Source organism: Nonomuraea sp. NPDC049129 (assembly GCF_040648495.1).
In the GTDB taxonomy this organism is placed as follows: domain Bacteria; phylum Actinomycetota; class Actinomycetes; order Streptosporangiales; family Streptosporangiaceae; genus Nonomuraea.
This window is the reverse complement of record NZ_JBEZDU010000010.1, coordinates 1-14,592: the sequence shown is the minus strand read 5'-3', so window position 1 is coordinate 14,592 and position 14,592 is coordinate 1. Positions and strand designations below refer to the sequence as shown.

General features: G+C 69.2%; 11 protein-coding genes and 1 rRNA gene. All 12 read right to left on the bottom strand.

Going from position 1 to position 14,592, the window contains the following annotated elements; genetic code table 11:
- Positions 1-100: 100 nt before the first annotated feature.
- Positions 101-2,011, bottom strand: coding sequence for a TIGR03960 family B12-binding radical SAM protein (locus tag AB0B64_RS29795; protein WP_358181240.1), 1,911 nt, complete (start codon positions 2,009-2,011; stop codon positions 101-103).
- A 20-nt stretch (positions 2,012-2,031) separates the two neighbouring features.
- Entirely contained in the window at positions 2,032-2,211 is a 180-nt protein-coding gene (locus AB0B64_RS29790) for a hypothetical protein (RefSeq protein WP_357648066.1), read from the bottom strand.
- Positions 2,212-2,215: 4 nt separating this feature from the next.
- Positions 2,216-3,382 (bottom strand): rod shape-determining protein RodA, encoded by a 1,167-nt coding sequence (gene rodA, locus AB0B64_RS29785; protein WP_357939786.1) that lies wholly within the window; start codon positions 3,380-3,382, stop codon positions 2,216-2,218.
- Positions 3,379-5,736: a penicillin-binding protein 2 gene (gene mrdA / locus AB0B64_RS29780; protein ID WP_358181237.1), complete on the bottom strand. Its 2,358-nt coding sequence runs from the start codon at positions 5,734-5,736 to the stop codon at positions 3,379-3,381. The genes rodA and mrdA overlap by 4 nt, the downstream gene beginning before the upstream one ends.
- Positions 5,733-6,200 carry a rod shape-determining protein MreD gene (gene mreD / locus AB0B64_RS29775; protein ID WP_357939781.1) on the bottom strand — a complete coding sequence of 156 codons (468 nt, stop codon included), beginning with the start codon at positions 6,198-6,200 and terminating at the stop codon, positions 5,733-5,735. Before mreD ends, mrdA begins: the two co-directional genes overlap by 4 nt.
- The gene (gene mreC / locus AB0B64_RS29770) at positions 6,197-7,075 is read right to left on the bottom strand and encodes a rod shape-determining protein MreC (RefSeq protein ID WP_357939779.1); all 879 of its coding nucleotides are present in this window, start codon (positions 7,073-7,075) and stop codon (positions 6,197-6,199) included. The genes mreD and mreC overlap by 4 nt, the downstream gene beginning before the upstream one ends.
- Positions 7,075-8,106: a rod shape-determining protein gene (locus AB0B64_RS29765; protein WP_357939777.1), complete on the bottom strand. Its 1,032-nt coding sequence runs from the start codon at positions 8,104-8,106 to the stop codon at positions 7,075-7,077. Before AB0B64_RS29765 ends, mreC begins: the two co-directional genes overlap by 1 nt.
- Before the next feature lie 545 nt (positions 8,107-8,651).
- The gene (ndk, locus tag AB0B64_RS29760; protein ID WP_214642928.1) at positions 8,652-9,062 is read right to left on the bottom strand and encodes a nucleoside-diphosphate kinase; all 411 of its coding nucleotides are present in this window, start codon (positions 9,060-9,062) and stop codon (positions 8,652-8,654) included.
- Between the two features lie 545 nt (positions 9,063-9,607).
- Entirely contained in the window at positions 9,608-11,425 is a 1,818-nt protein-coding gene (locus AB0B64_RS29755; RefSeq protein ID WP_358181234.1) for a hypothetical protein, read from the bottom strand.
- Positions 11,426-11,436: 11 nt separating this feature from the next.
- Complete coding sequence (locus AB0B64_RS29750; protein ID WP_357648052.1) at positions 11,437-11,775, bottom strand: DUF4233 domain-containing protein; 339 nt, start codon at positions 11,773-11,775, stop codon at positions 11,437-11,439.
- A complete protein-coding gene (locus AB0B64_RS29745; RefSeq protein ID WP_357941452.1) occupies positions 11,775-13,064 on the bottom strand; it encodes a folylpolyglutamate synthase/dihydrofolate synthase family protein in 1,290 nt (429 codons plus the stop codon). The genes AB0B64_RS29750 and AB0B64_RS29745 overlap by 1 nt, the downstream gene beginning before the upstream one ends.
- A 1,442-nt stretch (positions 13,065-14,506) precedes the next feature.
- Positions 14,507-14,592: ribosomal RNA gene (rrf, locus tag AB0B64_RS29740) — 5S ribosomal RNA — on the bottom strand; the annotation flags it as partial.

The following is a 14,592-nucleotide window of genomic DNA, read 5'->3' as shown; positions in this document are numbered from 1 at the left end:
CTTCCCGTGTAAGTGTTTCCTTCGTCTCAGGATATGCCGCTCCGGAGACTCAACGTCCCAGATCATGTACGGCGAGGTACGGGCCGCGCACTCAGCGCGGCTAGACCACCGTGAGAGGAAGAAGTTTCTTACCCGTCGGGCCGATCTGGATCTCCGTCCCCATGGTCGGGCAGACGCCGCAGTCGTAGCACGGAGTCCAGCGGCAGTCCTCGACCTCGCTCCCGGACACGGCCTCCTGCCAGTCCTGCCAGAGCCATTCGCGGTCGAGCCCGGCGTCGAGGTGGTCCCAGGGCAGGACCTCGTTCTCCTCGCGCTCGCGCACGGTGTACCAGTCGACGTCGACGCCGGCCTTCTCGGCCGCGGCCATCCAGCGCTCGTAGGAGAAGTGCTCACTCCACCCGTCGAAGCGCCCGCCGTCCTCCCAGACGGCCCGGATCACCGCGCCGACCCGGCGGTCACCGCGCGACAGCAGGCCCTCCACGATCGACGGCTTGCCGTCGTGGTAGCGGAAGCCGATGGCCCGGCCGTAATTCTTGTCGCCACGCAGCGAGTCACGCAGCGCCTTGAGCCGCCGGTCGACGGTCTCGTGGTCGGCCTGGCCGGCCCACTGGAACGGCGTGTGCGGCTTGGGCACGAATCCGCCGATGGAGACCGTACAGCGGATGTCGCGCGAGCCGGTGATCTCGCGGCCCGCCTTGATGACCTTCTTGGCCAGGTCGGCGATGCCGAGCACGTCCTCGTCGGTCTCGGTGGGCAGCCCGCACATGAAGTAGAGCTTCACCTGCCGCCAGCCCTGGGAGTAGGCGGTGGTGACCGTGCGGATCAGGTCTTCCTCGGTGACCATCTTGTTGATCACCCTGCGCATCCGCTCGGACCCGCCCTCCGGGGCGAAGGTCAGACCGGAGCGCCGGCCGTTGCGGGAGAACTCGTTGGCCAGGTCGATGTTGAACGCGTCGACGCGGGTCGAGGGCAGCGACAGCGAGGTGTTGGTGCCCTCGTAGCGGTCGGCCAGGCCCTTGGCCACCTCGCCGATCTCCGAATGGTCGGCGGACGACAGCGACAGCAGACCGACCTCGTTGAAGCCGGACTCCTTGATGCCGTTCTCGACCATGGCGCCGATCGTCGTGATCGACCGCTCGCGGACCGGGCGGGTGATCATCCCCGCCTGGCAGAAACGGCAGCCGCGCGTGCAGCCGCGGAAGATCTCCACGCTGAACCGCTCGTGCACGGTCTCGGCCAGCGGCACCAGCGGCTTCTTCGGATAGGGCCACTCGTCCAGGTCCATGACCGTGTGCTTGTGCACCCGCCACGGCACGTCGGGCCTGTTGGGCGCGACCCGCGTGATGCGGCCATCGGGGTGGTAGTCGACGTCGTAGAACTTCGGCACGTAGACGCCGCCGGACTCGGCCAGCCGCATGAGCAGCTCGTCGCGCCCGCCGGGGCTGCCCTCGCCCTTCCACTCGCGGATGACCTCGGAGATGGCGATCGCGATCTGCTCGCCGTCGCCGAGCACGGCGGCGTCGAGGAAGTCGGCGATCGGCTCGGGGTTGAAGGCCGCGTGACCGCCCGCCAGCACGATCGGGTCGTCGTCGCCGCGCTCGACGGCCAGCAGCGGGATGCCGGCCAGGTCGAGCGCGGTCAGCATGTTGGTGTAGCCGAGCTCAGTGGAGAACGACAGGCCCAGCACGTCGAAGGCGCGCACCGGCCGATGGGCGTCCACGGTGAACTGCGGGATGCCCTCCGCGCGCATGAGGGCCTCAAGGTCGGGCCAGACGGCGTAGGTCCGCTCGGCCAGCGTGGCGGGCAGCTCGTTGAGGATCTCGTAGAGGATCGCGACGCCCTGGTTGGGCAGCCCGACCTCATAGGCGTCCGGATACATCAGCGCCCACCGCACGTCGGTGGAGTCCCAGTCCTTCACGGTCGAGTTGAGCTCACCCCCGACATACTGGATGGGCTTCTGCACCTTGGGCAGCAGCGCTTCCAGGCGGGGAAAAATCGACTCGACAGTCATGACACCCAGACTAGCGGCGCTCAGACCGTGGCAGGTCCCGGGATGTCGATGTCGTTGCCGCTGAGAACGATCAGTTTGTGTCCCTCGTAGCAGGTCAGCTCGATGGCGATGACCCCGCTGGCGAGGTTGTGTACGGCGGTGATGTGGCTGGCGGGCAGGAGGAAGCGCTCCTCGCACTCGTCGCAGTAGGCCAAGAACATACTGTCAATTAAACGACTGTTCGCGGATCCGGATCGACTGTAGAAGCCCAATCGAGATGAGATTGGCGAATGTGGCCGTGCCGCCGTACGAGACGAACGGCAGCGGCAGCCCGGTGATCGGCATGATGCCGATGGTCATGCCGATGTTGACGAACGTCTGGAACGCCAGCCAGCACACGATCGTCCCGGCCACGAGCGTGCCGAACCTGTCCTCGCACAGCCGGGCGATCCTCAGCCCGCGCACCAGCACCACGCCGAGCAGGAGCACCACGGTGAGCGAGCCGAGAAACCCGAACTCCTCCCCCGCGACCGTGAAGATGAAGTCGGTGTGCTGCTCGGGCACGAACCGGCCGGTCGTCTGCCCGCCGTCGAAGAGCCCCTTGCCGAACAACTGCCCCGAGCCGATGGCGATCAGCGACTGCGTGCTGTTGTAGCCGACGCCGCGCGGATCGACGCGCGGATCGAGAAACGCGGTGAACCGCGCGACCTGGTACGGCTCCAGCATCCCGAACGCGAACACGCAGAACACCCCGACCCCGGCGATCAGCGTCAGCAGGATGATCCACCTCTTGCGCACTCCCGCGATCACCAGCCCGGCAGCCGTGATCACGGCCAGCACGAGCGTGGTGCCGAGGTCGGGCTGCAACATCACCAACCCCATCGTCAGCAGCGCGGCGAACAGCGCCAGCCAGACGTCGAGCCCGCGCGGCCGATCGCTGCCCTCGCCGGGCTGGGCCAGCAGCATCGCGATGATGAGCAGCAGGCCGAGCTTGGCGAACTCCGACGGCTGCACGGCGAAGCCGCCGCCCAGCAGGATCCACGAGTGCGAGCCGTTGATCGTCGCACCCAGCGGCGTGATCACCAGTCCCAGGCCGACCAGCGAGAGCAGGAACGCCAGAGGCGCGTACGCCCGCATCGCCCGATGGTCGATGACGGTCACCGCGGCGCAGAGCAGCGTCCCGATGGAGAGGTTGAGTACGTGCTTCTTGACCAGCCCCGTGGAGCCGGGCGCCCAAGTGCGGGTCGACGACCAGACCAGCAGCGTGCCGATCACGCAGAGCGCGGCCACCGCGACCAGCATCACCCCGTCCAGCCGCCACATGGCCGACTGCGCGCCCACCGCCCGCCGGGCGAACGAGCGCCGCCCGCCCATCAGCGTGCGGTCCATCATCCTCCCGCCTCCGTGCCGCCCTCCTTTTTGGTGCCCTTGCTCTTGCCGTCCTCCCCTGTTCCGCCCGCCACGGTGCCACCCGTCCCCGCGTCACCTGTCTTCGCGCCGCGTTTCCCCGCGCCGCGTTTCCCCGCGCCACGTTTCCCCGCGTCGTCTGTCCCCGCGCTGTCTGTCCCCGCGCCGCTCTTCCCCGCGTCGTCCGCCCCCGCGCCGTCTGTCCCGGGGCCGTCTGTCCCGGGGCCGCTGGTGCCCGCGCCGCCCGCCACCGCGCCATCGGACCCGTCGGCCACCGCGCCATCAGCCGTCCCGCCGTCGGCCACCGTGCCATCGGCCGAGATCTTCGGCAGCTTGGACACCGGCCGGCCCGCGGGCAACGCGGGCTTGTTCTTGGCGAAACCGAAGATGCCCTCGTAGATCTCGCGTGCGGCGGGCGCGGCAGTGGAGGCGCCCATCCCGCCCTGCGAGACCATGACGACCACGACGAAGTGCGGGTCGTTCGCCGGTGCGAACGAGGCGAACCAGGAGGTGTCCTCCTTGCCCCACACCTCCGCGGTGCCGGTCTTTCCGCCGATCCGCACCTTGTCCATCGGGAACCCGGCGAACGCCCCCGCCGCGGTGCCGTCAGAGGGCACGTCGCTGAGCGCGTCCTTGATGTAGAGGCGCTCCTTCTTCGACAGCGGCAGCTTGCCGACCACCGGTACGTCGATCCGCCTGACCAGCGCGCCGTCGGGCCGGACCGTGGCCCAGCCGATGCGCGGGCTGCGCAGCTTCCCGTCGCTCACCAGCGCCGCGTACGCCCTGGCCAGCTGGAGCGGCGTCACCAGCACGTCGCCCTGGCCGATCGAGAAGTTGGCCGAGTCACCCGCCCGCAACAGGAAGCCTTCGAGGCAGTTCTCGTTGGCCAGCCGCTTGAGGAACTCCGCCCGCGACTTGTCGGCCACCTCCGGATAGCCGCTCTTGGCGCGCCGGCAACTGGTGCCGCTCGTCTGGGCCCACATGTTCTTCTTCCAGGTGCGGTCCGGGATGCGCCCGGCCGACTCGCCCGGCAGGTCGATGCCCGTCGGCTTGCCGAACCCGAACGCCTTGGCCGTGTTGGCGAACACCTCCTTCGGCGCCTTCTTCGGATTGAGCCCGCCGTCCTTCAGCCACTGGTCGTAGCCCGCCCGGTAGAAGATCGTGTCGCATGACTTGACCAGGGCGGTGTGCAGGTTCATGGAGCCGAGGCCGATGCCGTGGAAGTTGTGGAAGGCCCGGTCGCCCACCATGACCGCCCCTGGGCAGTCGTACGTGCCGTTCAGCGGATAGCCCGCCCGCAGCATGGACGTCACCGACGACACCTTGAACGTCGAACCGGGCGCGAACATCCCGTTCAGCGCCCGCGACACCAGCGGCTTGCCCGTGGCGTCCGACAGCAGCCGCTGGTAGCCGCGGTCGGAGATCCCGCCCGCCCAGACGGCCGGGTCGTAGCCGGGCATGCTGGCCAGCGCGATCACCCGGCCGGTGTCGGGTTCGAGCACGACCGCCGCGGCGCCGTCCGCCTTGGGGGCGTTCTTCATCGCGTGCTGCAACGCCTGCTCGGCCAGGTCTTGCACGCGGGCGTCGATGCTGGTGACCAGGTTGTCGCCGCTGACGGGCGCCACCTGCTCCTCCACCCCGATGGCCTTGCCCATCCGGTCGACCTGCACCCGCCGCAGCCCGGCCTTGCCGCGCAGTTCGTCGTCGTAGATGTACTCGAGGCCGTCGCGCCCGACCAGGTCGACGCCGGAGAAGGCGGCCTTCAGCCCTTCGCGCTTGGCCAGCTCGGCCTCGGTGACCGGCTGCAGGTAGCCGAGCATCTGCGCGCCGGCCTTGCCTCCTGGGTACTGCCTGACGGACTGGATCTCGGCGGAGATGCCGGGAAACTCCTCCTGCCGCTCCAGGATCTGCAGCGCCTGACGGGTGTCGGCCCGTTCCTCCACCGGGATCGGCTGGTACGGCGAGCCGGTCCAGCAGGGCTTGGTCACCCCGGGCCCGCACGGCGTGATGCGCTTCTGCAACTGCTTGACCGGCTGTCCCAGCACCTCGCTGAGCTTGCGCAGCACCGGGACCCCCTGCTCGGGCATCCTGATCAGCCCGGTCCGGTCGACCGAGACGACCAGCGAGGTCTGGTTGCGCACCAGCGGCCGCCCGGAGGAGTCGAGTATCTGCCCGCGCACGGCCGGCACGATCACCGACCGCGTCCTGGTCTCCGTGGCCCTGGTGACCAGCTCCTGCCCCCGCACCACCTGCACCTGCCAGAGCCGCAGGCTGAGCACCGCCAGCACGCCCATCACGATCACCTGCAGCACGACCAGCCGGGTCCGCATCCTGATCATTGCGGGAACCTCGGGTGCGGCCTTTCACGGGTGACCAGCCAGATCGCCAGCGGCGAGAGGATCAACGTGTAGACGACGGTCACCGGCACCTGCTCGGTCAGCGTCGAGAGCGTCACCCGCGGATCGGCGATCAGCCCGCCGAGCGCCGCCGACACCAGCGGCGCCATCAGCACACACAGGACGACAGTGGTGGCCGGACCGCCGACGCCCCGCCCGGCCACGTAGCCGACCAGCGCGAACACGAACGCGTACTGGCCCACCAGATGCGCCGTGGGCGGCACGATGTCGACCAGCAGTCCCGCGCAGAACCCGATGATCGCCCCCGCCGCCGGCCCGCGCAGCAGCGCCATCGCCACCACGACGAGCAGCACCACGTCGGGCGCTCCCCCGGCCGGCAGCGGCAGCCGGTTGATGAGCATGACCTGCAACAACACCGCCGCCAGCACGCACAGCCCAACGATCATCGCGGCTCCTCCTTGGGTGGTAGCACGGCGTCTCTCGGATCCTTCGCCGGCGCCCCCACCACCACGCCGACCACGTCGAGCGCGGTCAGATCCGCGTACGGCCTGGCGTACGCGATACGGGTCAGCTCGCCCGGCGTCGCCTCCACCCGCTCGATCACCCCGATCGGCACCCCGGCGACGTACGGCGCGCCGCGCTGGGAGCCGAAGCTGACGATGCGACTCCCACGAGTGATCGCCGCCGTCGAGTCCAGCAGCCGGAACCGCACAAGCCGCCCGTTCTCCCCCACCCCGTGCACGACGCCGATCTCCTGGCCGCCTTCGAGCCGGGCGCCGGCGGCCGAGCCCGGGTCGCTGATCAGCACCACGGTCGAGCTGTCGGCGGACGCCTGGATGACCCGGCCCACCAGCCCTTCACCGTTGAGCACGGTCATCTCGGGGCGTACGCCGTCGGAGGTGCCGACGTCGATCTCGATGGCGTCCTCGAAGCCGGGCTGGCCGCGCCTGGCGACCACGTTCGCCGTCACGATCTTGTAGCCGCCGAGCCCCGCCACGCCGAGCAACCGCTTCAGCTCCGCGGCGCGCGCGGCGTCGAGCCGGCCCGCGGCCAGACCGGCCCGCAGCCTGACATTCTCCGCCTTGACCCGGTCGAGCTCGGCCTGGGCGGCGGGGGCGTTGACGATGGCGTGGAAGAAGCCGCCGACCGGGCGGACCACGGAGCCGCCGACCTGCTCGACCGTACCGAAGAACCACGAACCGGCCGTGCGCAGTGGCCACAGCGGCGAGGCCGCGCCGGCGCGGTGGTCGACGGTCAGGATGACCAGCGCCACCGTGAGCAGCGTCCCCAGGATCAGCCGGGCGTGGCGGGAGTCTCTCATCAGCGACGTGATTCCGGTACGAGCACCTGGTGCAGCGCCTCGAACTCCTCGACGCACTTGCCCGAGCCGAGCGCCACCGAGTCGAGAGGGTTCTCGACGAGGTGGACGGGCATGCCGGTCTCGGTCTTGATGCGTTCGTCCATGCCCTTGAGCAGCGCGCCCCCGCCGGTGAGCGCGATGCCACGGTCCATCAGGTCGCCGGACAGCTCGGGCGGGCACTTGTCGAGCGTGACCTTGACGGCGTCGACGATGGTGTTGACCGACTCCTCCGTCGCCCTGCGGATCTCATCGCCGGACACCACGACCGTCTTCGGCAGGCCGCTCACCAGGTCACGGCCGCGGATCTCGGCGTGCAGGTCCTCACCAATGGGACACGCCGAGCCGATGGCCATCTTGATCTCCTCCGCGGTGCGCTCGCCGAGCATGATCGAGAACTCCTTCTTCGCGAAGGTGATCACCGCCTGGTCGAGCTCGTCGCCGCCGACCCTGATGGACTGGCTGGTCACCACACCACCCATGGAGATGATGGCCACCTCGGTGGTGCCGCCGCCGATGTCGACGACCATGTTGCCCGTCGGCTCGTGCACCGGCAGCCCCGCGCCGATCGCCGCGGCCATCGGCTCTTCGACGATGTAGACCTTGCGGGCCCCGGCCTGGTATCCGGCCTCCTTCACCGCCCGCTGCTCCACCCCGGTGATGCCGCTGGGCACGGCGATGATGATGCGCGGCTTGGCGAAGTGCCGCCTCTTGTGCACCCGCTGGATGAAATAGCGCAGCATCCGCTCAGTGACGTCGAAATCGGCGATCACACCGTCCTTGAGCGGCCGGACGGCCACGATGTTGCCCGGCGTCCGGCCGATCATGCGTTTGGCCTCGATGCCGACCGCGACGATCTTCCCGGTGGCAGTGTTGATCGCGACGACCGACGGCTCATTGAGCACGATGCCCCGGCCGCGCACGTAGACCAGCGTGTTGGCGGTGCCGAGGTCGACCGCCATATCACGGCCGAGAAACGCGAGCTTGCTGCCCATGGGGAACGGAGCCTTCCGTAACGTCGTTCGCGAATGACTACGGATCGAATTCGAATCGTAACGTGACGTTACCCACCAGGGCGCGCAATGAGCCCCCTGTGCCCCACAAATTCTTCAGCCCATCCGGGAGCCCCGATGTCGCCGCAGGCGAAGGACAACATTGGGCCTCCGTCTTGCACCGTTTTGACCCACCCACCGTCAGCGGCCGATCATCGGGCACCTGGGGATCTAACTCCTCTGTACCGTGGCCGGCCCCATCCACGGAAGACGGCCCACAGCGCGCACGTCACGGCGCCCGGCCACCTCCACCGGAGGAGCGTGCCCCTGGACAGGCGCCGGCCCCGTGCGGCGGGTGGGGTGCACCGGGCTTGCCGTACAAGATCGCAAAAAGCCTGTCATATCTCCGACGCGCGCTGCCGCGCACGGCCGGGTGGACCGGACAAAATTTGCGCAAAAAAAGCGCCCGCCATCATGGCGGGCGCTCGGCACCTCAGAGACGTCAGAGCAAGCGGAGACCTCAGAGAGGGCAGGAGAAGCGGGAGAGACTAGAACCGGTCGGGGAAGAAGATCTTGATCTCCCGCGCGGCCGACTCGGGCGAGTCGGAGCCGTGGACGATGTTCTCGCCGATCTCCAGCGCGTGGTCGCCGCGGATGGTGCCGGGCGCCGACTTGACCGGGTCCGTGAGCCCCGCCAGCGCGCGGAACGCCTCGACGGCGCGCGGCCCCTCCAGCACCAGCGCGACCAGCGGCCCCGAGGTGATGAACTCGACGAGCTCGCCGAAGAACGGGCGCTCGGAGTGCTCGGCGTAGTGGGCCTTGGCGGTGTCGACGTCGAGAGTGCGCAGGTCCATCGCAGCGACCTTCAGGCCCTTGCGCTCCACGCGGGCGATCACGTCACCGATGAGGCCACGCTTCACTCCGTCGGGCTTGATCAGGACAAGAGTGCGCTCGGACACTTGAGGTTCTCCTTCGAACAGGGTGTGGTTCGGGGCTGCGGCCACATGCACCGGCTTGGCTCCACGGGGAATCGGCCCGGGGGCGCAGGCCCTCGCGTCGAGGTGGCTGCGGCTCAGCTTACCGCCCACGACGGCTCCCCCGTTTCGCCGCGACCGAGCCCATCAACGCCGCACACACCGGCACGCCTCGCGCCAGCCACACCTGTACAGGCCTCGCTCGGCAACGCACCATCGACCAACGGCCTGGGAGGTGGCCGTCCATGGAACCCACTCCTACGGGCCGGTCCCCCAGGGCGGTCGCCCTACGCGGGCCCTACGGACCGGTCCGGCGGGCCAGCGCAACCCTGTGGTCCTATGGGCCGGTGCTACCGACCAGTCCTACACACCAGCTCCACGCAAGGCCCTTACGGAACGGTGCTACGGACCGGTCCTACAGGCCAGCCGCACGCGGGATCCTACGGGCCGGCCCTTCGCGGGGTCCTATGGGTCGTGCCTCCGGCCGGTCCGGCGGGCCAGCACAACCCGGTGCTACGGATGGGTCGGTGCTATGGAGTGGTGTCCTCGGGCGATTGAGCCTGCGGCGGGACAGGTGGGACAGGACCGGTCACCTCACCCACCCCCTCCACACTCGCGACATTCCGGTCAGCCGCGCCGGAGGAGTCGGGCGACACGGGGATGCGCGGTATCGCCCCGGCAGGCCGATCCTCTGCCCCGGCTGCCGGCTGGGCGGGCACCTCCAGGGCGTCCACCGCCATGGTCGGCCCGCGGCGCTCAGACCGGCGGCTCCTCACCGTAGGGACCGCCGCCTCAGCGGCTGAGCCTTCCCCCGCCCCCTCCGCGACCACGTCCGCGCCCGTGGAAGTCCCCGAAGAGGCCGAAGACGCCGAATGACCGTCTGCATCCGGCGAAGACACCAAAGACGGCGAAGGCGCCGAATCACCGCCCGTCGGCTCGGCCGCTTCATCTGCCTCAGATGCTTCATCGGCCGGAGCCGCGCGCCGCGAGAGCAGCTCCGCCAGGACGATGACCGCGACCACCAGGAACCCGCCGATCAGCGACCACAGATGCAACGTGCCCACAAACCGGTCCACCAGTTGCTGCGCCACCGTGACCCCGCGCAGCATCATCAACTGCACCCCGGTAGCCAGCAGATAACCGGCCAGCACACCGGGAAAACAGAGCGCCAGGCCGAACAGCGCCGCCCCGATGCCCGACTGGCTGAGCGCGGACGTGAGCGCCACCGCCGCGCCCGCCGCCAGCAGAGTGAACGGGATCACCAACACGAGCCCATCGGCGGCCGGCACCAGGACGCGCACCGAGCACAGACCGACCACCATCGCCAGCAACCCCATCGGCGCGAGCCACCGCGCTCCGGCGAACAGCCGCACCGCGATGGCGGAGGCCAGCCCCAGCACACCCGCCACCACGAACGGGATCCACAGCCCGGTCATGCCCGGACCGCCGAGGCCACGCATCTCCACGTAGGTGATCTGGGCCAGGCTCGGGAGCAGCACGATGCCGACCGCGACCATGACGTACGCCAGTGTGCGGCCCTCACGGCTGCCGAAGGAGGCCATCACGAGCAGCGCGACGACCGCCAGCACGGCCAGCAGGATGACCAGGCCGGGCCCCCACTCCTCGCTCGCGGTGCTGATGGCCACCACCGAGATGCCCACCGCGGGCACGCTCGCGAGCAGCAAGCGGCTGCGTTCGGCGGCCCGTGGCGAGGGCATCGGCGGCTGGCCCTGCAGCAGCCAGACGACGAAGTAGACCGCTGCCAGCGCGAGCGCGATGCCCGTCAGCAGCGGGTACGGCTGGAGCGTGATCTTCCAGTCGCTCACCTGATCGAGCGGCCACAAGGCGAGCGCCTGGGCGGCGAGCAGGCTGAACGCGAGCATGCCGGTCCAGATCGCCCGCAATGCCATGGAACGCTCCCAGGCCGCGACCAGCGTGGCCGGGATGAGCAGGCCCGCGCCGATCCCGTGCAGCACGCGCAGCGTCGCCACCAGGAACGTCGAGCCCGCGAATCCGCCCGCGACGTCGGCCAGCGCGAGCACCGTGAGCCCGCCGAGCAGCATGTGGGGGACCTTGACGTGACGCAGCGCCACCGCGGCGAGCGGCACCGTGAGGATCATCGCCGGGAGCGCCAACCCGTGCGCGCGCATCAGCGCGAGCTTGTCGAAGCCCTCGGGCAGCAGACCCGAGACCACGGACACGGTGTTGGGGATCGCGAGCATCGCCAGTGGCAACGCGACGATGATGAGCAGCCCGAGCACCGAGTCGAGCAACCATGGGAACCTGACGCGTGCGGTGGGTCCCGCGCTGTGTGCGTTCGGGGACCGCTGGATCGGGGGGACGGCCATGTTCGCCGACTTTAGCGGGAAGTCACGCCCTCGACACGGCGAGCGACGAATATCGCGGTAATCCATAGCGCCGCGAAGATCACCCCTAGGAAGAACATCGTCGGCACGAGGAACCCCGTGCCGATGGCCAGGACCTGCAGGATAGTGCCTGCGACGTACGCGAAGGGCCGCTTGAGCAGCCCGGCGACGATCACGCACAGCACCGCCAGCCCAATACCGACAGTGACCGCCACCGCCGTCTGAACGCCGCTGTTGATCGCCACCGGCGTAATCAGCGCGGCGACGATGGCCTCCATGCCGAGAACGCTGGCGCCGAGCCGGCGCATGCCCGGGGTGACCTGGAAGTTCATCACACACTCCCCGCCTTGAGCAGGTGACGCGCGTCCCCGGCCGTCACGACCGAGCCGGTGATGAGCACACCCGTGCCGCTGAACTCACCCTGGGCGTCGGCGATGCCGATGCCCATGTCGATGGCCTCGTCGAGGCGTTCGACGACCCGCACCCTGTCCTCTCCGAACAGCGGTATGGCCACCTCCGCCAGCTCGGCGGGCGACATCGACCGAGGCGAGGAGTTACGCGTGACGACGATCTCGTCGAGAATCGGCTCCAGCAGGTCGAGCAGGGTAGCCACATCCTTGTCGCGCATCACCGCGACGACGCCCACGACCTTGGCGAAGTCGAACGCCTCTTGCATGCCCTCGAGCGACGCCTGCATGCCGCCGGGGTTGTGCGCCGCGTCGACGACGACCGTGGGATTGCGGCGCAGGATCTCCAGCCGGCCCGGCGAGGACGCCCCCGCGAACGCCTGGCGTACGAGCTCCACGTCGAGCGGATCGTCGCCCCCCGTCAGAGCCTCCACAGCGGCCAGTGCGCAGGCCGCGTTGCTCGCCTGGTGCTCGCCATAGAGAGGCAGGTAGACCTCCTCGTAGACGCCCTTGAGGCCCCGCAGGGTGAGCAGTTGTCCGCCCATCGCCACCTCGCGGGCGAGCACACCGAACTCGAGCCCTTCGCGGGCGACCACCGCGCCGACATCGACGGCCCGGCGCATCAGCACCTCGGCGGCCTCGAGCTGCTGCTGGGCGAGTATGGCCGTGGCACCGGGCTTGATGATGCCCGCCTTCTCCCCGGCAATGCTCGGGATGTCGGGCCCGAGCCGGTCGGTATGGTCGAGCGAGATCGGGGTGACGACGGCGACGGTGCCGTCCGCGACGTTCGTCGCATCCCAGGAGCCGCCCATGCCGGCCTCGACGACCGCCACGTCCACCGGAGTGTCGGCGAAGGCGGCGAAGGCCATGGCCGTGAGCAACTCGAAGAACTGGATCCGCCGCCCCTGCGTGTCGGCGAGCTCAACGTAAGGGGCGATCTCCTCATATACCTGGGCGAACCGCTCCTCGCTCAGCGACTCGCCGTCAACGGTGATGCGCTCGCGCACCGAGACGAGATGCGGGCTCGTGAACCGGCCCACACGCAGATTGCGCTCCTTGAGCAGCGCCTCGGTCAAGCGCGCCGTGCTCGTCTTACCGTTCGTGCCCGCTATGTGTACGACAGGGTATGCCTGCTGCGGCGAGCCGAGCAGGTCCATGAGGGCCGCGATCCGGTCCAGCGTCGGCTCGAAGTCCCACTCGACGCCTCGCTCCATGATCGCGCGTTCAACCGCACGAAAGTCCACCCCTCAACCCTACTGACCGTACGGAGCGCTCTCCCACGCCACCACCTGATGATCAGCGGTTTCGGTGCCCGGCTTTGCCGGCAATGGGCTGGCAACTCGCGGTACGCGACCCGCACGGCCGACGGCTTGCGTCGTTGATGCCGGCCGTCTGCCGGACGGTCGCCCACCCGTGACACTCCATGGCCGGTCGTCCAGCCGTGACACTCCATGGCCGTTTGACGGATGGTCACCCACCCGCGGTACTCCGGCATTACCGTCCCCGTCAGCTCCCCGTCGATCTGAATCTGCGTGCCGCGAACCGGAGGGCGGGTCGCGGGCATTTCCTCCACGACATCGCTCCGCACGCTCGAAGACACTGCAGAGGACAAGGGAAACCACGATGACGAGACCGTGGATTACCGCTCTCAGACGTCAGCCGCAAATCCCGGCGGCCTATCTGAGGTTCGCCATGCCGAACCGACGCAGGAAGACGGTCGTCCAGTAACCACGCCGCACGGTTCCGGCTCGCGCCATCCTCGTCCAACCCGCTTGAGGTCCCCGTCGAAGTCGCCTGTGGTGTGGGACCTCATCCGCGGGATGCTCCGTTGCCGCCGGCAAAGGCCTCTCGTCTCCGACGAGCGTTCCAAAGGTGCAGGAACACAAAAATGGTCCCCACGCGCCAAGCCGTCCTTCCAGCTCCTTCGACGCGGCTCCAGCAAGCCGCCTCCAGGCCGCCTCGTGCGGGCCGAGCTCTCCAGGCCCCGAGGACGGCGCGAGACCCGGAACGCAGAAAAGCCTGGGAACAGGGCCTGACCCCGAAACGCAAAAGTGGACCCCCGCGCCAGGCCGTCTCCCTCCCGCCTTCGCCGTCCCTCCCGCAGGCCGCCTCATGCGGGCCGAGCCCTCGAGGCTCCGAGAGCGGCGCGAGGGCCGAAACCCAGAAAAGCCCGGGAACGGCAATGCCCGGGAACGGCGCCTGACTCCATAACGCAAAAAGTGGGCCCGTGCCAAGCCGTCCCTACCCGCGTTCGCCGTCTCTCCGGCAGGCCGCCTCGTGCGGGCCGAGCCCTCCAGGCCCGGGAACGGCCCAACGCCCCATAACGCGAAAAAAGGCCCCACGCCCAAGACGTGAAACCCATCACCGCGAACGAGCCGAGCGCTCTGGCGCCCGTAAGCCCTGACCAAGCCCAGCGCGCCACCACCCTCCCGCACAACCCTTCCGCCCCCGACCCCCCGGGAACGACCCGTACCGACCCGTAACGCAAAAGAAGGACCCCAACGCGCAAGGCGCACGACCCAACAACGCAGAAAAGGGCCCCACACACAGCGCGCAAAACCCCACAACGCGCAAGGCCCCGCAACGCGTGAGGTCTCTGAAACGCGGAAAAGGGCCCCACGCGTGTGCGTGGAGCCCTTTTCCGTCTTCAAAGATTGTCCGGCGGTGACCTACTCTCCCACACCCTCCCGAGTGCAGTACCATCGGCGCTGGGAAGCTTAACTTCCGGGTTCGGAATGTAAC

Coding starts and splice junctions, on each gene's coding strand:
- AB0B64_RS29765 (WP_357939777.1), bottom strand. CDS start 8,106: ATGGGCAGCAAGCTCGCGTTTCTCGGCCGTGATATGGCGGTCGACCTC.
- AB0B64_RS29755 (WP_358181234.1), bottom strand. CDS start 11,425: ATGGCCGTCCCCCCGATCCAGCGGTCCCCGAACGCACACAGCGCGGGA.
- AB0B64_RS29795 (WP_358181240.1), bottom strand. CDS start 2,011: ATGACTGTCGAGTCGATTTTTCCCCGCCTGGAAGCGCTGCTGCCCAAG.
- mreC (WP_357939779.1), bottom strand. CDS start 7,075: ATGAGAGACTCCCGCCACGCCCGGCTGATCCTGGGGACGCTGCTCACG.
- mreD (WP_357939781.1), bottom strand. CDS start 6,200: ATGATCGTTGGGCTGTGCGTGCTGGCGGCGGTGTTGTTGCAGGTCATG.
- rodA (WP_357939786.1), bottom strand. CDS start 3,382: ATGATGGACCGCACGCTGATGGGCGGGCGGCGCTCGTTCGCCCGGCGG.
- mrdA (WP_358181237.1), bottom strand. CDS start 5,736: ATGATCAGGATGCGGACCCGGCTGGTCGTGCTGCAGGTGATCGTGATG.
- AB0B64_RS29745 (WP_357941452.1), bottom strand. CDS start 13,064: ATGGAGCGAGGCGTCGAGTGGGACTTCGAGCCGACGCTGGACCGGATC.
- AB0B64_RS29750 (WP_357648052.1), bottom strand. CDS start 11,775: ATGAACTTCCAGGTCACCCCGGGCATGCGCCGGCTCGGCGCCAGCGTT.
- AB0B64_RS29790 (WP_357648066.1), bottom strand. CDS start 2,211: ATGTTCTTGGCCTACTGCGACGAGTGCGAGGAGCGCTTCCTCCTGCCC.